We start from the raw sequence: 18,166 nt of genomic DNA on the forward strand, positions 1-18,166 counted from the left end.
GCGGCCGGTTGGGACCCGTCCTGTCGGCGGCCGGTTGGCACCCGTCCTGTCGGCGGCCGGTTGGCACCCGTCCTGTCGGCGGCCGGTTGGCACCCGTCCTGTCGGCGGCCGGTTGGCACCCGTCCTGTCGGCGGCCGGTTGGCACCCCGTCCTGCCGGCGGCCGGTCGGCACACGTCCCGCCGACGGCCGGTCGCCACCTCGTAGGCTCGACGCCGTGTCCCCTCACGTTCTGATCCTCGGCGGCACGGCCGAGGCCCGCGCCCTGGCCGCCGCGCTGGCCACCCGCCCCGGCGTTCGCGTCACGACGTCCCTCGCCGGACGGGTCGCCGAACCGGGCGCACTGGACGGACGGGTGCGCGTCGGGGGCTTCGGCGGGGCCCGGGGACTCGCCGGATGGCTGCGGGAGGAGGGCGTGGACGCGCTCGTCGACGCCACGCACCCCTTCGCCGAGTCGATCACGGCCAACGCGGCCCGCGCGGCGGCCGAGACCGGTCTCCCCGCCGTGGTGCTCCGCCGGCCCGGGTGGCGGCCCGGTCCCGGGGACCAGTGGCACCCGGTCCCCTCACTGGACGCGGCCGCGGACCTGCTTCCGCGTCTCGGTCGCCGGGCGCTCCTCACCACCGGGCGGCTCGGCCTGGCCTCCTTCGCCCACCTGACGGGAATCCACTTCGTCGTACGGTCGGTGGATCCCCCCGGGCCGCCGATGCCGCCCGACACCCACGTGCTCCTCGCGCGCGGCCCCTTCACCGTCCCCGGCGAGACGGCCCTGCTGCGCGAGCACCGCGTCGAGGTCCTGGTGACCAAGGACAGCGGGGGCACGTCGACGGCGGCCAAGCTGACGGCGGCCCGGGACCTCGCACTGCCGGTCGTGGTCGTACGGCGGCCGCCGCTGCCGGACGGTGTGACGGCCGTACCCGATGTGGAGGGGGTGCTTCAACGGCTGGGGCTGTCCTGAGGCGCCGAGACGGCCGTGAGGGAACGTCCGCGTGGATCCTCGCTGATGTGCCCGCCCGTCACGTCAGTCACGGGGGTGCCGGCGCAGCAGATACGTGTCCATGATCCAGCCCTTGCGCTCGCGGGCCTCGGCCCGCAACCGCTCGATGCGGGGGGCGGCCTCGGCGATCGGGCCGGAGACGAGGATCTCGTCGGGGGTGCCGATGTAGGCCCCCCAGTAGATGTCGACCTGCTCGTGCGCGTACCGCTGGAAGGTCTGGTGGGCGTCGAGCATCACCACCACGTCGTCCACACCCTCCGGGAACCCCTCCGCGAGCCGTCGGCCGGTGGTGATCTGCACCGGCCGGGCGACGCGATTGAGCCCTGTCCGGTGCCGGGCGACCAGCGCCGAGACACTGCTGATGCCGGGCACGACGTCGTACGCGAAGGCCACGGCGCCCCGCGCCAGCACCTCCTCCAGGATCCCCAGCGTGCTGTCGTACAGCGACGGATCGCCCCACACCAGGAATGCGCCGGTCTGCTCCTCGCCGAGTTCCTCGGCGATCAGCCGCTCGTAGATGTCGGCGCGGGCGCTGCGCCAGTCCCCGACGGCCGGGGAGTACGCCGCGCCGCCGGCGCTCCGGTCCCGCTCCGGGTCGCGCGCCTCGACGACGCGGTAGCCGCCCCGCGGCACGTGCGCGTCGAGCATCTCCCGGCGCAGTCCGGTGAGATCCGCCTTCACCTCACCCTTCTCCAGGATGAAGAACACGTCCGTGCTCCGCAGCGCCTTGACGGCCTGGAGGGTGAGCTGGTCGGGGTCGCCCGCTCCGATACCGATGACATGAATCTTTCGCACGCCCCGAGTGTGCCGCACGGGGGTGACGGCGGGTGCACCGCGGTGGGGCCGGGGCCGGTGCCGGCCGTCGAGGGGTGGCGGGTGCCGCCGCCGTCGCAGTCAGCGACCGGCCGCCGCGCCCCGCAGCCGGGGTGCCCGGACGGCCGCGTCCACCGGGCGGCCGGTGCGCTCCACGTCTCCCGCCAGCTCCCGTGCCCACGCGGCCACGCTCTCCACGTCGATCCCGTGCGGCAGCGCCTGCCCGGAGCCGGCCGTCCACGCCTCGGCCGCGCCCGCCCCGCGCCGGAGCAGCCGGGCCCCGCCGGTCAGGTTGCCGCGGGCGGCGTGCGTGAGCCCCACGGCGAGCTGGGCGAGGCCGCGCCACAGCTCGCGCTCCTCGTCCGGCCCCGACTTCCACGCGTCCTCGAAGACCTCGTGCGCGTGGAACGGCTTGCCCTCGTCCAGCAGCCGCTGCGCCTCGACAACGGTCTCTTCCGGGGCCCGGACGACGCCCTCGGGCTGCCGGGGCACACCGTCGGTGCCGTACGGCAGGGGCCGCCCGAGACCGTCCCGGGGCCGGGCGTTGCGCGCCCGCCCCTCACTGTCGCGGTCCCGTGCGCCGCCCGTCCGGTCCGAGTGAGTCTCTCCCGTGCTGCCCATACGCCGATTGTCCCGCCCGGCCCGCTTTCGGCGCGGTCGGGGGTGTGGGGTAAAGTGCTGTTCGCGCGATCACGCGGTTCACCGCGGGTGGCGCGCACCGGGACGTGGCGCAGCTTGGTAGCGCACTTGACTGGGGGTCAAGGGGTCGCAGGTTCAAATCCTGTCGTCCCGACCGGAGACGGTCGCAGGTCAGGGCCGGTTTCGGAGGCATCCGAAACCGGCCCTTGATCATTCTCGGGCACCACATGGGGACCGGCGTCCTTGATCGGGGTCGGCGGGTCACGACGATCGGGCTCGGCAGTGAGCGTGGTGCGCGCGGCACGCTCAGGTGTGCGGAGAGCGCCGCCCCGGCGGCCGTGATCTTGAAGGTGTCGGGGTGCGGGTACCGCTCGCGACCACCAGGCGCCGTCCCAGCAACGGGATGTCGAAGCGGTGCTCGGCCGTGACGACATCGTGCCGCTCCCCGCGCTCGGTGAGCAGGTCCATCAGCAGCGTGCCCAGCCCGGCAGCGTGCAGCTCGGCGGCGACCATGCGGTTGAGTGGGCTGTGCCGGGAGCTTCCGATGCCGTGCGAACAGCACCACTGCCCGTGCGGGATCCGGCGTCAGGAAATGCCCGCGAGCGTCGCACCGTCGGCGGGGATCATGACCGACTCGGAGATCATCACCGTCGTCTCCTTCCTGGCGCCGAGGGTTCCGGCACCTGGTGTTCCTCTGTCCTTGTGCCGCGTACCTCTTCCGGTGGCGCCCTCACGGGCTCCGCGTCGGCCGGGCTGTCACCGGGCACTACGGCGGGCAGGACGTTCCCTGCGTCGGCGGCGGAGGATGATGATCAGGTCCGTCGCGGAGAACACGGCGAGTGCGGCGCACAGTCCGGCAAGACCCGCCCATTGAGAGGACGTCGGGCTGCTGCCCGGCCCGGAGCGCGCTGACCACGCGGCGAACAGCACCGCCGCCGCCACGAAGAGCGGCGTGAAGAGGGCGGACAGCAACAGCCGCAGTCCCAGAGCACTGCGGGCCGTGAGAGGCTCGGTGCCCGTACGCTCCCAGCGGCGGCCGATGAAGCCGGAACGCGATCGCGGCACAGGTTTGCGCGTGGCCATGGGTCCGCCCTTTCTTTGTGATCGGCTCAGATGTGCAGGGGCCATGTCGGCCTTCTCGCGTGGCAGTCGGGAGGTGTCGGCCCGAACGGGCCGGTGGGAGCTCTCCGACGACGCTGATCTCGGGACACGCGGACCGGGCAACCGCTCGAATCGATCCACCAGGGCCGCGCCCCGCTGCACTGCCGCCCGTGCTTCGGCGTCCTTTCCCGTCGCGTTTCCGAGGGGACTGGGTCGTTGGACGGCGTGGGCCACACCCAGGGGCTTTGCGTGCAGCGCGGCCTGACGGGCGGCGCACCGTACCAGGGCTTCCCGGTCGTCGGCATCGCCGACCCCGACGATGACGGGCGCGGTGTCAGTCATGTCCGCTCCACGGCGGACGGCTACCGCATGCCTGGTGAAGATCGCTCTTCGAGAGCCTCAGAGGCCGCAGGGGGAGCCAGCCCGTGTGGCTGCGACGGCTCCTGTCTGCCGCCGGGTGCCGACAGGATCGCTGTGAGCAGCAGTCCGAGGACGGCGACAGCGACAAGCACCAGGACGATCACGCCAGGCCGTGAGCGCTTGTGTCCGCCGCTTTCGGACTGTTCGGCGAGGTGCTCTTCGGCGCCCTGATCGGCGGCCAGGTCGTCCTGTGTGAGCCGCTCCTCGGCTTGGGCCGTGACCCGTTCATCCATCAGGCCGGTGAACTGGCTGTTGATGGCGTTGATGCGCCGTGCCAGTTCGGGATCTTCACGGGCGAGACCTCGTTCGATCCGAGCGAACGCGTGCCTTTCGTTCATCGCGGAGCTCATGTCGATCACCTCGGTGTTGCGCGCGAGGACACCCACGGGGCGTGGTCACGGAGACTTCGTCGTGGTGACAGGGGTGTTGTCGGAGGGGCGGAGCATGTCGACGAGGCGCAGCACCTCCATGGGCAGCGGGAAGATGAAGGTGGAGTTCCGTCCAGCACGACTTCTCTGGTGGGCACGAGCAGCCCGCCCGGCATGTCGATCTCCACCACATACGCCGCGTAGCCGTCGCGTTCCGCGGTACGCAGCCCCTCCTCACGGTGGTCCGAGAGGACCGGCGTGAGCGTGCCGTCCACCCGCGTCACCAGCACACGCGACTCCTGCGCCGCAGTGGCGGCAAGCAAGCGAGCACGCACGCCGGAGCGCCCAGGAGGGCCCGGGAGCGCCCGGGAGCGCGTCCCGACCATCGCCCGAGGGCCGCAGCCGGCCACCGCATCCACTCCCTCCCTCAAGCCGTACACGGAACGCAGACCTCCGGTCAACGCCGTGCACGAGTACCCCCGAGGCGGCACGTGAGGCGTACGAGGATGCTGGGGATTCCGCCACCGCAGCTGCCGACGCTCCCTGGCCGGTGCCAGGCGGCGACTGGACGCCCTTGTCGACGAGGAAGCCGCGTGACTGACCCTGCGATGGGTCGACCGCGGTGAAACCGGCGCCGGGGACGGGAGTCGTCGACGCCGTGGAGATATCGCCTCTCGGCGCCGAGCCCGGTGCGCCGTTGTGTAGGAGCGGGACACTCCTGGGTACCCGGGCGCTGCTGCCACTACTCGGGGAAGCGGCTACTGGACCGCATGGCGCATACCGGCCCGGACACCGACCCAGAGGGACGACTCCTCGGCCTCCTCGAACGCAGCGACGTCGAAGGGAGTTCACACCATGCGGTCTCTGGAGGCTCTGCACGGTCACTGAGCTGTGAGCTGACGGCGTCGGCGCACGGCTCCAAAGCCGCCAAACGTCCATGGGAGGCACGGTGACGCATGACGGCCGCACCGGCACGGTGCTTGTCGGTCTCGACGACACGTCGCACAGCTGGCTCGCCGCGGACTGGGCCGCCGCCGAGGCCGAGTCCCGCGGCGGCACACTGAGGGTGGTCCACACCGTCCACGGCATCCAGCCATGACAGCCGGGGCCTTCCACAACGACTTGGTTGAGCAGCGGCGCAGTGCGGTCGCCAGGCCCGCGGGCCCGGTACGCCACTGCCGAGGCCAAGCCGTGCCGCCGCACGTGCCGCGCGAGAAGCACCCCACAGAACCGCTGACCGAAGGTGAGTGGCGTTAGCCGGGCGGCCCGGCCCGGCGGGTGCTCGCGACGGGCCGGCGGAGCCGGGGAGAGGGCCGGGCGTGATCACCACCGGCGGCTCGCGGGTGCTGGTCGAGGCGACGGACGGTGCCGTCGCCAGGCAACCGTTCTTCGGGCCCTTGACCTCGAGAGCGCTCCAAGCCGCAGACTCCCCTGCGTGCCCGAAAGCCGGAGCACGCGGGAGGGAGCGAAACCCATGAAGTACCGCACGATCGGCACGGATCCCACGACCCGCCGTGAGGTGAGCGTCCTCGCGCTCGGCGCGATGCTGTTCGGCTCGGTGACGGACGAGGCGACGTCCTTCGCCGTGCTCGACCGCTACGTCGAAGCCGGCGGGAACTTCGTCGACACCTCCGACAACTACGCCTTCTGGACGGACGGAGGCCAGGGCGGCCAGAGCGAGGAACTGCTCGGCCGCTGGCGGCGCAGTCGGGGCGTCGGCGACGAGATCGTCATCGCGACCAAGCTCGGCGCCCGCCCCCTGGCCCCCGGCACCGGTTACACCGACAATCCCGAGGGCCTGTCCGCGAAGGTGATCCGCGAGTCCGCCGAACGCAGCCGCGAACGGCTCGGCCTGGCGAAACTGGACGTGCTGTACGCACACATCGAGGACCGCACCGTCCCGCTCCAGGAGACCGTCGAGGCCTTCGGGGCCCTGGTGGCCGAGGGCACCGTCGGACTGCTCGGCGTGAGCAACCACGCCGTCTGGCGCGTCGAGCGGGCCCGTGCCCTCGCCGCCGCGGCCGGACTGCCCGGTTACGAGGTCCTCCAGTACGCGCACACCCATCTGCGCCCCCGCACCGACGTCCCCGACGCGCTCTTCCCGGACGGCAGCCTCGGTCACGCCGGTCCCGACCTGCTCGGCTACCTGAGGGCCGAGCCGGGCCTGACCCTCGTCGCGTACTCGCCGCTGCTGAAGGGCGCCTACGTCCGCCCGGAGCGGCTGCCCGCCGACTTCGACCACCCCGGCACCCCGGCCCGGCTGGCCGCACTGCGCGATGTGGCCCGGGAGACCGGTGCGAGCGTCAACCAGGTCGTGCTCGCCTGGCAGATCGGCGGCGAACCTCCCGTCCTGCCGCTGACCGGGGTCTCGTCGGTGGCCCAGCTGGAGGAGAACCTGGCGGCGGTGGACCTGGAACTGACCCCGGAGCAGCGCGCCCGGCTGGACGCGGCGCACTGAGACCGTGGGACCGTGGAGGGGAACCGGCACCCGGACCTCCGGAGGGAGCACCGGCCATGACCACCCACCCGGCCCACCCCACCGCCCGCTCGATCAGGACCACCCCCGAAGGCCTCCTGTGGGAACCCAGCGAGCGCTGGGTGCGCGGCCGCAAGGGCGACGTCACCGTCGTCGACAGCCGGCACCCGGTGCTCGTCTGGGAGCCCCGTCTGCCCGTCCCGCAGTACGCCTTCCCGCGCGAGGACGTCCGCACCGACCTCCTCCGCCCGGCGAAGAGCCCGCCCACCGGCAGCCACACCGGCTCCAAGACCTTCTACGACCTCGACGCCGACGGTGAGGTGCGCGCGAACGCGGCCTGGACGTTCCCCGCCGACGACCTGGCCGGCCACATCGCCTTCGAGTGGTTCCTGCGCACCGACACGGGTCTCGACCACTGGTACGAGGAGGACGAGGAGATCTTCATCCACCCCCGTGACCCGCACAAACGCGTCGACGCGCTGCCCAGCAGCCGCCATGTGCGGGTCGAGATCGAGGGGCGGCTCGTCGCGGACAGCCGCACCCCCGTCCTGCTCTTCGAGACCGGCCTGCCCACGCGGTACTACCTCCCCCGTGAGGACGTCCGGCTCGACCTGTTCGACGCGACCGACCACCACACCGGTTGCCCCTACAAAGGCACCGCCGCGTACTGGTCCTGGGGCGGCGAGGGTGACGTACCGCCCAACATCCTCTGGAGCTACCCGGAGCCGCTGCCCGCGGTGCAGGCGGTGCGGGGGCGCGTCGCCTTCTTCAACGAGGTCGTCGACATCACCCTGGACGGCGAGCGCCTGGAGCGCCCGGACACGCCGTTCAGCCGGACGCTGCGGAAGGGGAGCCGCTCGTGAAGCCGTCGAGCAGGGCGCCCGTCCCGGCTGCGAGGCCCTGCGGGCCGCCCCGCTCGGCGAGCGACACCGCAGTCTTGCGGGGGGTCGGCAGTTCGGTCCCGGTTCGGACCCGGCTGCCGGGCCCGGTCAAGGCCGGACCAGCAACTGGAAGTCGAACGAATAGCGCGAAGCCCGGTAGACGTGCGTCCCGTACTCGACCGGGCGCCCCGTGTCGTCGTACGCCGTGCGCTGCATGGTGAGCAGCGCCGCGCCCTCCCGCTCGTCCAGGCGGGCCGCCTCCTGTGCCGTGGCCGCGCGGGCGCCGACCGTCTGGTGGGCGCTGTGCAGCGTGATGCCCGCTGAGCGCATGATCCGGTACAAGCCTGTCGCCGCCAGGCGCGCGCTGTCCAGATCCAGCAGGGACACCGGGACGTAGTTGCACAGCAGGGCCAGCGGACGGCCGTGTGTGCGGCGCACCCGGCCCAGGACGGTCACCTCGCCGCCCTCCGGCACCCCCAGGGCGGCGGCCACGTCGCAGGAGGCCGGGACGACCTCGTGGCGGACGACCTCGGTGGTCGGTGCCTGACCGGCCTCCTCCAGGTCGTCGTAGAGGCTGCTCAGTTCCAGGGGGCGCCTGACCTGGCTGTGCACCACCTGCGTGCCCACCCCGCGCCGCCGGACCAGCAGTCCCTTGTCGACGAGGGACTGGATGGCCTGGCGGACGGTGGGGCGGGACAAGCCGAGGCGCACGGACAGGTCGACCTCGTTGCCCAGGAGGTTCCCCGGGGAGAGGACGCCGTGCTCGATCGCCGCCTCCAACTGCAGTGCGAGCTGGTGGTAGAGCGGCACGGGACTGCCCCGGTCCAGGGCGAAGTCCAGCGAGCCGAGCGCGGAGCCCGCCGTGCCGCGGGCCCGCTCACCGCGCTTCGCCATGGAGGAATCCCCCTTCCGGTGTCAGGAGTTGCTCGGGAATCCGAGGTTGATGCCTCCGTCGGACGGGTCCGGCCAGCGCGTGGTGATGACCTTGCCCTGGGTGTAGAAGGCGATGCCGTCGTTGCCGTAGACGTGCAGGTCGCCGAAGAGGGAGTCCTTCCAGCCGCCGAAGGAGTGGTAGCCGACGGGGACCGGGATCGGCACGTTGACGCCGACCATGCCCGCCTTCACCTCCAGCTGGAAGCGGCGGGCCGCGCCGCCGTCACGGGTGAAGATCGCCGTGCCGTTGCCCCAGCGGGAGGAGTTGATCAGCTGGATGGCCTCCTCGTACGTCTCCGCCCGTACGACCGCCAGCACCGGGCCGAAGATCTCGTCCCGGTAGGCGTCCGCCGTCAGCGGCACCCGGTCCAGCAGGGAGACACCGAGGAAGAAGCCGTTCTCGTGGCCCTCCACCGAGAAGCCCGTGCCGTCGACGACGACCTCGGCGCCCTGCTCGGCGGCCGACGCCACGTACGACGCCACCTTGTCGCGGTGCTCGCGGGTGATCAGCGGGCCCATCTCGGACGCCGGGTCGTCGCCCGGACCGATCCGCAGGTTCTTCGCACGCTCGGCGATCTTGCCGACCAGTTCGTCACCGATGTCGCCGACGGCGACGACCACCGACACGGCCATGCAGCGCTCGCCCGCCGAGCCGTACGCGGCGTTGATCGCCTGGTCGGCGGCGAGTTCCAGGTCGGCGTCGGGCAGCACCAGCATGTGGTTCTTGGCGCCACCGAGCGCCTGCACCCGCTTGCCGTGCTCGACGGCCTTCAGCTGGATGTACTTGGCGATCGGCGTCGAGCCGACGAACGAGACCGCCTCGACGTCCGGGTGCTCCAGGATGCGGTCCACGGCCGTCTTGTCGCCCTGCACGATGTTCAGGACGCCCTCCGGCAGACCCGCCTCGGTGGCCAGCTCGGCCAGGCGGAAGGAGGCCGACGGGTCCTTCTCCGACGGCTTCAGCACGAAGGTGTTGCCGCAGGCGATGGCGAGGGGGAACATCCACATCGGCACCATCGCCGGGAAGTTGAACGGAGTGATGCCCGCGACCACGCCCAGCGGCTGGCGGATCGAGGCGACGTCGACCCGGGTGGAGACCTGGGTGGACAGCTCGCCCTTGAGTTGGACGGAGATCCCGCAGGCGAGCTCCACGATCTCCATGCCGCGCGCGACCTCGCCGAGCGCGTCGGAGTGCACCTTGCCGTGTTCGGCCGTGATCAGCTCGGCGATCTCGTCGCGGTGGGCGTCCAGCAGCTCGCGGTACTTGAACAGGATCGCCGTGCGCTTGGCGAGGGAGGACTGACCCCAGCTCTCGAAGGCGGCCCTGGCGGAGGCGACCGCGGCGTCCACCTCGTCGACGGACGCGAACGCGACCTGCTTCTCCTGGGCGCCGGTCGCCGGGTTGTAGACGGGGCCGAACCGGCCGGAGGTGCCCTCGACGGGCTTGCCGTCGATCCAGTGGGTGATGGTCTTCATGGTGCGCAAGGGCCTTTCATGGAGCACGGTTTCAGCGGCGGCGGGAGGATCAGAGGTGGCGGCGGCGCCCGGCCGCCCGGCGGTCGTAGCGCTCGCGTGCCTCGACGGCCGCCTCGCGGGTGGCGGTCTCGGCCACCGGCACGTCCCACCAGGCCTCGGCCGGGGGAGCGGTCGGTGCCGGGTCGGTTTCGACGTACACGCACGTCGGCCGGTCGGAGGCGCGGGCCACGGCCAGGGCCTCGCGCAGCTCGCGCACGGTCTTGGCGCGCAGCACGTCCATGCCGAGGCTGGCGGCGTTGGCGGCGAGGTCGACGGGGAGCGGGGCGCCGGTGAAGGTGCCGTCGGCGGCCCGGAAGCGGTAGGCGGTGCCGAAGCGCTCACCGCCGGTCTCCTCGGACAGGCCCCCGATGGAGGCGTAGCCGTGGTTCTGGAGGAGGACGATGTTGACCGGCAGGCGCTCCTGGACGGCGGTGACGATCTCCGTCGGCATCATCAGGTAGGTGCCGTCGCCGACCAGCGCCCACACCGGCGTGCCGGGGGCGGCCTGCTGGACGCCGATGCCGGCCGGGATCTCGTATCCCATGCAGGAGTAGCCGTACTCCAGGTGGTACTGGCGCGGGCTGCGCGAGCGCCACAGCTTGTGCAGGTCGCCGGGGAGCGAGCCGGCCGCGTTGATGACCACGTCCTCGTCGCCGACGGCCGCGTCCAGCGCGCCGAGGACCTGCGTCTGGGTCGGGACCGCGTTCTCGTCGGCGGCGCGGTAGGCGGTCTGAACGACCTCGTCCCAGCGCTCCTTGCCGGCGCGGTACTCGGCCTCGTACGCCTCGGTCACGTGGTGCCCGGCCAGCCCTTCGGACAGCTTCTCGAGACCGGTCCGCGCGTCGCACACCAGCGTCCGCGCGGCCAGCTTGTGCGCGTCGAAGGCGGTGATGTTGAGGTTGAGGAACCGTACGTCCGGGTTCCGGAAGAGCGTGCCGGAGGCGGTGGTGAAGTCCGTGTAACGCGTACCGACACCGATCACCAGGTCGGCGGTGCGGGCCAGTTCGTCCGCCGTCGCCGTGCCGGTGTGGCCGATGCCGCCGACGTCCTGGGGGTGGTCGTGGCGCAGGGAGCCCTTGCCGGCCTGGGTGGAGGCGACCGGGATGCCGGTGGCCTCCGCGAACGCCTTGAGCGCCGCCTCCCCCTCGCTGTGGTGGACGCCGCCGCCCGCCACGACCAGCGGCCGCTCGGCCGAGCGGATCGCCTCGACGGCCGCCGCCAGTTCCACCGGGTCGGGCGCGGGGCGCCGCACGTACCAGACGCGCTCGGCGAAGAACTCCTCCGGCCAGTCGTACGCCTCGGCCTGCACGTCCTGGGGCAGGGCGAGGGTGACGGCACCGGTCTCGGCCGGGTCGGCCAGCACCCGCATCGCCTGGAGCGCCGAGGGGATCAGCACCTCCGGGCGGGTGACGCGGTCGAAGTACCGCGACACCGGGCGCAGCGTGTCGTTGACCGACACGTCGGCCTCGACGGGATGCTCCAGTTGCTGGAGCAGCGGGTCGGGGGCGTGCGAGGCGAAGTAGTCGCCGGGCAGGAGCAGCACCGGAAGGCGGTTGATCGTCGCCAGGGCGGCGCCGGTGACCAGGTTGGTGGCACCCGGACCGATCGAGGTCGTCACCGCCTGCGCGGAGAGGCGGTTGAGCTGCCGGGCGTAACCGACGGCCGCGTGCACCATGGACTGCTCGTTGCGGCCCTGGTGGAACGGCATGGCGTCCTCACCCGCCTCCAGGAGCGCCTGGCCGACCCCGGCGACGTTGCCGTGGCCGAAGATGCCCCAGGTCCCGGCGATCAGCCGGTGGCGCACGCCGTCCCGCTCGGTGTACTGGGCGGACAGGAACCGCACCAGGGCCTGGGCGGTCGTCAGTCGGCGGGTGCGGGCGCTCATCGGGAGGTCTCCGGGGCGGTGTAGAGGGGGAGCCGGGGGTCGACCGGCTGGTCCGGCCAGGTGTCGCGGACCCAGGCGTGGTCGGGGTGGTCGCAGATCAGCCAGGCGCGCTCGGCCTCCGGGCCCGCCATGACGTTGAGGTAGTACATGTGGTGGCCGGGCGTGGCCATCGACGGCCCGTGCCAGCCGTCCGGGATCAGGACGACGTCGCCGTCGCGGACCTCGGCCAGGACGTCGGTGTCCCGGCCCGGGCCGGAGGGCGAGACGCGCTGGTAGCCGAGTCCGGGGACACCGTCGTGGCCGGCGAACTCGAAGTAGTAGATTTCCTCCAGCACGGACTCCTCGCCGGGCCGGTGCTCGTCGTGCTTGTGCGGTGGGAACGACGACCAGTTGCCGCCCGGGGTGATCACCTCGACCGCGATGAGCTTGTCGCACTCGAACACCCCGGCCGCGCCGAAGTTGTTGACCTGCCGGGAGCAGTTCCCGGTGCCCCGCAGTTCCACGGGCACCTCGGAGGCCGGGCCGTAGCGGGCGGGCAGCCGGCGGGTGCAGCGGGCGCCGGTCAGCGCGAACCGGCCGCCGCCGGTGGACGCCACGTTCGCGCGCGCGTCGCGCGGGACGTACGCGAAGTCGCTGACGCCGCTGAACACGTCGGCCCGGCCCTGGAGCTCGAAGGCGTCCTGGCCGAAGGCGTCCGCCGCGGTGACCGTGCAGCCGCCGCTCAGGGGGACGACGATCCACTCGCTGTCGCCGGTGTCGAAGGAGTGCGCGCCGCCCGGCGGCAGCTCCAGGATCCGCAGGCTGGAATGCCCCCAGCCGGCCTTCTCGGGAGTGATGTCGACGGTGTAGGGGCCGCCGAGGGCCTTACCCGCGGGAAGGTGATACGTCATCGTGTGCCTTTCGGATCACAGCGGAGCGATTCACAACTGACCGGTTCACAGCAGACCGACGGCCGTGTCCACCGCTTCTTCAACGCTGCCCCCGGCCGGGTAGAGCAGAGACCTCCCGACGACCATGCCCTGGACGGTGGGCAGCCGCAGGGCCTTGCGCCAGCGTTCGTAGGCACCCTCCTGGTCGTCGCCGACCTCGCCGCCGAGCAGGACCACGGGCAGGGTGGAGGTCTCGAGGACCTCGGCCATGTCGTCGGGGTCGTCGGTGACGGGCAGTTTCAGCCAGGTGTAGGCGGAGGTGCCGCCCAGGCCGGAGGCGATCGCGATCGACTTGGTGACGGCCTGGGCGGACAGGTCGTTGCGGACCCCGCCGCCGACCCGGCGGGACAGGAACGGCTCGACGAACAGGGGCAGCCGGTGGGCGGCCATGGCGTCGATCGCCCGCGCGGTGGACTCCAGGGTGGTCAGCGAGCCCGGGTCGTCGTAGTCGATGCGGACCAGCAGCTTGCCCGCGTCGAAGCGGAGCCGGGCGATGTCCTCGGCGCGGTGGCCGGTGAAGCGGTCGTCCAGCTCGAAGGCGGCCCCGGCGAGACCGCCGCGGTTCATCGAGCCCATGACGACCTTGTTCTCCAGCACCCCGAGCAGGAGCAGGTCCTCCAGGATGTCGGCGGTGGCGAGCACCCCGTCGACGCCCGGTCTCGACAGCGCGGTGCACAGCCGCTCCAGCAGGTCCGCGCGGTTGGCCATGGCCAGGGGCCGGTCGCCGACCCCGAGGGCGCCGCGCGCCGGGTGGTCGGCGGCCACGATCATCAGACGCCCGCTCGTACCGAGCAGCGGGCGCCTCACCCGGCGGGCCGCCGCCTCCGCGACGGCCTCGGGGTTGCGGGCTCGGACCGTGGCGAGGCCGGGGATGCCGATGTTCAAGGAAGGCTCCGTTTCAGTGGCTCGTGCTCGCCGACGGCACCCCGGCGAGGAGGTCCTCGACCTCGGACTCGGTGGGCATCGCGGAGGAGCAGGCGAGGCGTGCGGCGACGAGGGCGCCGGCGGCGTTGGCGTGGCGCATGGTCCGCTCCAGGTCCCGGCCGGCGAGCAGACCGTGGCAGAGCGAGCCGCCGAAGGCGTCGCCCGCGCCCAGGCCATTGACCACCTCGACCGGCACCGGCGGGACCTCGGCCCGGGTGCCGTCGCGGTGCACGGCGAGGACGCCCTTGGGGCCCTGCTTGACGACGGCCAGCTCCACACCGGCCTCCAGCAGCGCGTCCGCGCAGGCCTGCGGCTCGCGCACGCCGGTGGCGATCTCGCACTCGTCGAGGTTGCCGACCGCGACCGTGGCGTGGCGCAGGGCCTCGCGGTAGTACGGGCGGGCCTCCTCGGGGTCGTGCCAGAACATCGGGCGCCAGTCGAGGTCGAAGACGGTGATGCCCGCCTTGTCGCGGGCCTTGAGGGCGGCGAGCGTGGCGGAGCGGCTGGGCTCCTCGCTCAGGCCGGTGCCGGTGATCCAGAAGATCCGGGCCCCGCGGATCGCGAAGAAGTCCAGCTCGTCGGTGTGGATCTCCAGGTCGGGGGCCTTGGGGCGGCGGTAGAAGTACAGCGGGAAGTCGTCCGGCGGGAAGATCTCGCAGAACGTGATCGGGGTCGGGTACGCGGCGACCGGGGTGACCCAGCGGTCGTCGACGCCGAAGCCCTTCAGCTCCTCGTGCAGATACGTGCCGAAGGGGTCGTCGCCGGTGCGCGTGATCACCGCCGTGCGGTGTCCGAGACGGGCCGCGGCGACCGCCACATTGGCCGCCGAACCTCCGAGGAACTTCCCGAACCTCTCCACTCGGGACAGGGGGACGCCGGTCTGCAGGGGATAGAGGTCGACCCCGATGCGGCCCATCGTGATCACATCGAAATACTGGGCTGGTTCGGCCATGCGCGACCTCCTCGGGAAGCTGGGGATGCGGGTCGTGGGGCGCCCTGACACGGTGGGGGCGTGAATCCACGGGACCTGCCGCCTCCCAGGTGTAGGTCTCGGAGGGCGGCGCTGTCAATAGTTTGTACTTACATTCGGACCTGCTCGTGAAATGATGTCTTAACAAAGTATTGACAGCGGGCGCGGCAGGGACTTGTATCCCGTGCCATCGCAACCGTCGGTGTGCGGCATCATGATCCGGACTCCGTAAGGCTCCGGGACCACGGATCCCTTCGTGATCCCTCCTTTCCCCCGCAGTAGCACAGTGAGGTGCCAGGAAAGATGGACCGCTCTTCTCACCCCCGCTCTCGTAGGTTCGCGCCCGTCGTCGCCGTGGCCGCGGCGGCGGCCCTGACCCTCGCCGGCTGCTCCAGCAGTTCCGGGGGCAAGAAGTCCGAGGAAGGCGGCGCGAACGCCTCCGCCGGCAAGGCCAGCACCCCGCGCATGACCGTCGCCCTGGTCACGCACCAGGCGCCCGGCGACACCTTCTGGGACACCGTCCGCAAGGGTGCCGAGGCCGCGGCCGCCAAGGACAACATCAAGCTCATCTACTCGGCCGACCCGAACGCGGGCAACCAGGCCAACCTGGTCCAGAACGCGATCGACCAGAAGGTCGACGGCATCGCCGTCACCCTCGCCAAGCCGGACGCCCTCAAGAGCGTCATAGGCAAGGCCGAGAAGTCCGGCATACCCGTGGTCGGTCTCAACTCCGGCCTGAGCGACTGGAAGAAGCTCAACCTGCTGGAGTTCTTCGGCCAGGACGAGTCCGTCGCCGGTGAGGCCTTCGGCAAGAAGCTCAACGAGGTCGGCGCCAAGCACGCCCTCTGCGTCATCCAGGAGCAGGGCAACGTCGGTCTGACCCAGCGCTGCGACGGCGTCGAGAAGACCTTCGACGGCAAGCTCGACGTCCAGAACGTCAACGGCACCGACATGCCGTCCGTGAAGTCGACGATCACCGCCAAGCTCAAGCAGGACCCGTCCATCGACTACGTCGTCACCCTCGGCGCCCCCTTCGCGCTGACGGCCGTGCAGTCGGTCGGCGACGCCGGGAGCAAGGCGAAGATCGCCACCTTCGACCTCAACAAGGACCTGATCAAGTCCGTCAAGGCCGGAGACATCCAGTTCGCCGTCGACCAGCAGCCCTACCTCCAGGGTTACCTGGCCGTGGACGGCCTGTGGCTCTACAAGAACAACGGCAACTACAGCGGCGGCGGCGAGCAGCCCGTGCTGACCGGCCCGGCCTTCGTCGACAAGTCCAACGTCGACAAGATCGGGGAGTTCGCCGCGAAGGGCACCCGGTGATGAGCATGACCCAGCAGGCCACGCCGGCGGTGGAAACACCGCCGGCTCCCGGCCCGAAGCAGTCCGACGGCCGGACACGGCACCGCCCGCTGGCGCTGCGGCTGCTGGCCCGGCCCGAGATCGGTGTCTTCCTCGGCGCCGTCGCCGTGCTCGTGTTCTTCCTGTTCGCCGCGCCGCCGGTGCGCGACGGCAGCTCGATGGCCAACATCCTGTACCAGTCGTCGACCATCGGGATCATGGCGCTGCCCGTGGCCCTGCTGATGATCGGCGGCGAGTTCGACCTGTCCGCCGGTGTCGCCGTGATCACCTCGGCGCTGACCGCGTCGATGCTCAGCTACCAGCTGACCATGAACGTCTGGGTCGGCGTGGTCGTCGCCCTGCTCGTCTCACTCGCGATCGGCGCCTTCAACGGCTGGCTGCTGGTCAAGACCGGCCTGCCGAGCTTCCTGGTCACCCTGGGCACGTTCCTGATCCTCCAGGGTGTGAACCTGGCCGTGACCAAGCTGGTCACCGGTAACGTCGCCACCGACGACATCAGCGACATGGACGGCTTCGCCCAGGCACAGCAGCTCTTCGCCTCGTCCTTCACCGTCGGCGACGTCAACGTCAAGATCACCGTCGTGTGGTGGCTGGTCTTCGCCGCCCTCGCCACCTGGGTGCTGCTGCGCACCAAGTACGGCAACTGGATCTTCGCCGTCGGCGGCAACAAGCACTCCGCGCGGGCCGTCGGTGTGCCCGTGACCTTCACCAAGATCTCGCTGTTCATGCTGGTCGGCTTCGGCGCCTGGTTCGTCGGCATGCACCAGCTGTTCTCCTTCAACACGGTGCAATCCGGCGAGGGCGTGGGCCAGGAGCTCATCTACATCGCCGCGGCCGTCATCGGCGGCTGTCTGCTCACCGGTGGCCACGGCTCCGCGATCGGTCCGGTCTTCGGCGCCTTCATGTTCGGCATGGTGCAGCAGGGCATCGTCTACGCCGGCTGGAACCCCGACTGGTTCAAGGCCTTCCTCGGCGTGATGCTCCTCGGCGCCGTCCTCATCAATCTGTGGGTCCAGCGCACGGCGACCCGGAGGTGACCGCGATGACCAGCAAAGAAACCGGCACTCACGGTGCCGTCCTGAAGGACACCCCGCCCGCCGACGAGCGTCCCCTCGTCGAACTGCGCGGCGCCGGCAAGTCCTACGGCAACATCCGCGCCCTGCACGGCGTCGACCTCGCCGTCCACCCCGGCAAGGTGACCTGCGTCCTCGGCGACAACGGCGCCGGCAAGTCCACCCTCATCAAGATCATCTCGGGTCTGCACCAGCACACCGAGGGCGAGTTCCTCGTCGACGGCGAACCGGTGCGCTTCTCCACCCCGCGTGAGGCCCTCGACAAGGGCATCGCCACGGTCTACCAGGACCTCGCGGTCGTCCCGCTGATGCCGGTGTGGCGCAACTTCTTCCTCGGCTCCGAGATGACCAAGGGCCCCTGGCCGATCCGCCGCCTCGACATCGAGAGGATGAAGCAGACCGCGGACGAGGAACTGCGCCACATGGGCATCGTCCTGGACGACATGGAGCAGCCCATCGGCACACTCTCCGGCGGCCAGCGCCAGTGCGTCGCCATCGCCCGCGCCGTCTACTTCGGCGCCCGCGTCCTCATCCTGGACGAGCCGACCGCCGCACTCGGCGTCAAGCAGTCCGGCGTGGTGCTGAAGTACATCGCCGCCGCCCGCGAGAAGGGCCTGGGCGTCATCTTCATCACCCACAACCCCCACCACGCCTACATGGTCGGCGACCACTTCAGCGTGCTGCGCCTGGGCACCATGGAACTGTCCGCCTCCCGCGACGAGGTCAGCCTCGAAGAGCTGACCAACCACATGGCCGGCGGCACCGAACTGGCCTCCCTCAAGCACGAGTTGGCGCAGGTCCGCGGCGTCGACGTCGAGGAGCTCCCCGAGGAGCGCACCCTCACCGCTCCCGTAGCCACGTCTTCGGAAGGAAAGTCCTGAC

At 71.5% G+C, this 18,166-nt stretch carries 18 protein-coding genes and 1 tRNA gene; 8 read left to right on the forward strand and 11 right to left on the reverse strand.

Features of this window, described 5'->3' with window-relative positions:
• The first annotated feature begins 215 nt into the window (after positions 1–215).
• Entirely contained in the window at positions 216–956 is a 741-nt protein-coding gene (locus tag ABTX62_RS33000) for a cobalt-precorrin-6A reductase (RefSeq protein ID WP_352119613.1), read from the forward strand.
• Between the two features lie 63 nt (positions 957–1,019).
• Here ABTX62_RS33000 and cobF read toward each other — a convergent pair whose 3' ends face one another.
• Together cobF and ABTX62_RS33010 are read right to left on the reverse strand one after the other, a co-directional pair.
• Positions 1,020–1,790 carry a precorrin-6A synthase (deacetylating) gene (gene cobF / locus ABTX62_RS33005; RefSeq protein ID WP_352119614.1) on the reverse strand — a complete coding sequence of 257 codons (771 nt, stop codon included), beginning with the start codon at positions 1,788–1,790 and terminating at the stop codon, positions 1,020–1,022.
• A gap of 99 nt (positions 1,791–1,889) precedes the next feature.
• Complete coding sequence (locus ABTX62_RS33010) at positions 1,890–2,429, reverse strand: DUF309 domain-containing protein (protein ID WP_352119615.1); 540 nt, start codon at positions 2,427–2,429, stop codon at positions 1,890–1,892.
• 98 nt (positions 2,430–2,527) lie between these two features.
• Between ABTX62_RS33010 and ABTX62_RS33015 the strand changes: the two genes are divergently transcribed.
• Positions 2,528–2,601: transfer RNA gene (locus ABTX62_RS33015), tRNA-Pro, on the forward strand.
• Positions 2,602–2,753: 152 nt separating this feature from the next.
• Here ABTX62_RS33015 and ABTX62_RS33020 read toward each other — a convergent pair.
• The 3 genes from ABTX62_RS33020 to ABTX62_RS33030 form a co-directional block, all read right to left on the reverse strand.
• Positions 2,754–2,960 (reverse strand): hypothetical protein, encoded by a 207-nt coding sequence (locus ABTX62_RS33020; RefSeq protein WP_352119616.1) that lies wholly within the window; start codon positions 2,958–2,960, stop codon positions 2,754–2,756.
• A 243-nt stretch (positions 2,961–3,203) separates the two neighbouring features.
• Positions 3,204–3,530: a DUF6343 family protein gene (locus ABTX62_RS33025; protein ID WP_352119617.1), complete on the reverse strand. Its 327-nt coding sequence runs from the start codon at positions 3,528–3,530 to the stop codon at positions 3,204–3,206.
• Positions 3,531–3,910: 380 nt separating this feature from the next.
• Positions 3,911–4,354: a hypothetical protein gene (locus ABTX62_RS33030; RefSeq protein ID WP_352119618.1), complete on the reverse strand. Its 444-nt coding sequence runs from the start codon at positions 4,352–4,354 to the stop codon at positions 3,911–3,913.
• 931 nt (positions 4,355–5,285) lie between these two features.
• On the opposite strand from ABTX62_RS33030, the gene ABTX62_RS33035 reads away from it, so the two are divergent.
• From ABTX62_RS33035 to ABTX62_RS33045, 3 genes are all read left to right on the forward strand, one after another.
• The gene (locus ABTX62_RS33035) at positions 5,286–5,435 is read left to right on the forward strand and encodes a universal stress protein (RefSeq protein WP_352119619.1); all 150 of its coding nucleotides are present in this window, start codon (positions 5,286–5,288) and stop codon (positions 5,433–5,435) included.
• A gap of 375 nt (positions 5,436–5,810) precedes the next feature.
• Positions 5,811–6,794 (forward strand): aldo/keto reductase, encoded by a 984-nt coding sequence (locus ABTX62_RS33040; protein WP_352119620.1) that lies wholly within the window; start codon positions 5,811–5,813, stop codon positions 6,792–6,794.
• Between the two features lie 56 nt (positions 6,795–6,850).
• Positions 6,851–7,675 carry a DUF427 domain-containing protein gene (locus ABTX62_RS33045; RefSeq protein ID WP_352119621.1) on the forward strand — a complete coding sequence of 275 codons (825 nt, stop codon included), beginning with the start codon at positions 6,851–6,853 and terminating at the stop codon, positions 7,673–7,675.
• Positions 7,676–7,801: 126 nt separating this feature from the next.
• Here ABTX62_RS33045 and ABTX62_RS33050 read toward each other — a convergent pair whose 3' ends face one another.
• The 6 genes from ABTX62_RS33050 to iolC are packed head-to-tail and all read right to left on the reverse strand — an operon-like array spanning position 7,802 to position 14,831.
• On the reverse strand, positions 7,802–8,587 hold the full coding sequence (locus tag ABTX62_RS33050; protein WP_352119622.1) for a GntR family transcriptional regulator: 786 nt from the start codon (positions 8,585–8,587) through the stop codon (positions 7,802–7,804).
• A gap of 21 nt (positions 8,588–8,608) precedes the next feature.
• Positions 8,609–10,102 carry a CoA-acylating methylmalonate-semialdehyde dehydrogenase gene (locus tag ABTX62_RS33055; protein WP_352119648.1) on the reverse strand — a complete coding sequence of 498 codons (1,494 nt, stop codon included), beginning with the start codon at positions 10,100–10,102 and terminating at the stop codon, positions 8,609–8,611.
• Between the two features lie 49 nt (positions 10,103–10,151).
• Positions 10,152–12,026, reverse strand: coding sequence for a 3D-(3,5/4)-trihydroxycyclohexane-1,2-dione acylhydrolase (decyclizing) (gene iolD, locus ABTX62_RS33060; RefSeq protein WP_352119623.1), 1,875 nt, complete (start codon positions 12,024–12,026; stop codon positions 10,152–10,154).
• Positions 12,023–12,916: a 5-deoxy-glucuronate isomerase gene (gene iolB, locus ABTX62_RS33065; RefSeq protein ID WP_352119624.1), complete on the reverse strand. Its 894-nt coding sequence runs from the start codon at positions 12,914–12,916 to the stop codon at positions 12,023–12,025. The genes iolD and iolB overlap by 4 nt, the downstream gene beginning before the upstream one ends.
• A 45-nt stretch (positions 12,917–12,961) precedes the next feature.
• Entirely contained in the window at positions 12,962–13,840 is an 879-nt protein-coding gene (locus ABTX62_RS33070; protein ID WP_352119625.1) for a Cgl0159 family (beta/alpha)8-fold protein, read from the reverse strand.
• 13 nt (positions 13,841–13,853) lie between these two features.
• Positions 13,854–14,831 carry a 5-dehydro-2-deoxygluconokinase gene (gene iolC, locus ABTX62_RS33075; protein WP_352119626.1) on the reverse strand — a complete coding sequence of 326 codons (978 nt, stop codon included), beginning with the start codon at positions 14,829–14,831 and terminating at the stop codon, positions 13,854–13,856.
• Between the two features lie 321 nt (positions 14,832–15,152).
• Here iolC and ABTX62_RS33080 point away from each other — a divergent pair, with 321 nt between their 5' ends.
• Genes ABTX62_RS33080 through ABTX62_RS33090 form a run of 3 tightly spaced genes read left to right on the forward strand, consistent with a single transcriptional unit; the run spans position 15,153 to position 18,165 of the window.
• The gene (locus ABTX62_RS33080; protein ID WP_352119627.1) at positions 15,153–16,172 is read left to right on the forward strand and encodes a sugar ABC transporter substrate-binding protein; all 1,020 of its coding nucleotides are present in this window, start codon (positions 15,153–15,155) and stop codon (positions 16,170–16,172) included.
• Positions 16,172–17,248 (forward strand): ABC transporter permease, encoded by a 1,077-nt coding sequence (locus tag ABTX62_RS33085; protein ID WP_352119628.1) that lies wholly within the window; start codon positions 16,172–16,174, stop codon positions 17,246–17,248. Before ABTX62_RS33080 ends, ABTX62_RS33085 begins: the two co-directional genes overlap by 1 nt.
• Positions 17,249–17,253: 5 nt before the next feature.
• Positions 17,254–18,165, forward strand: a complete 912-nt coding sequence (locus ABTX62_RS33090; RefSeq protein ID WP_352119629.1) for an ATP-binding cassette domain-containing protein — start codon at positions 17,254–17,256, stop codon at positions 18,163–18,165.
• The last annotated feature ends 1 nt before the right edge of the window (position 18,166 follow it).

Source organism: Streptomyces sp. NPDC096046 (assembly GCF_040303285.1).
In the GTDB taxonomy this organism is placed as follows: domain Bacteria; phylum Actinomycetota; class Actinomycetes; order Streptomycetales; family Streptomycetaceae; genus Streptomyces.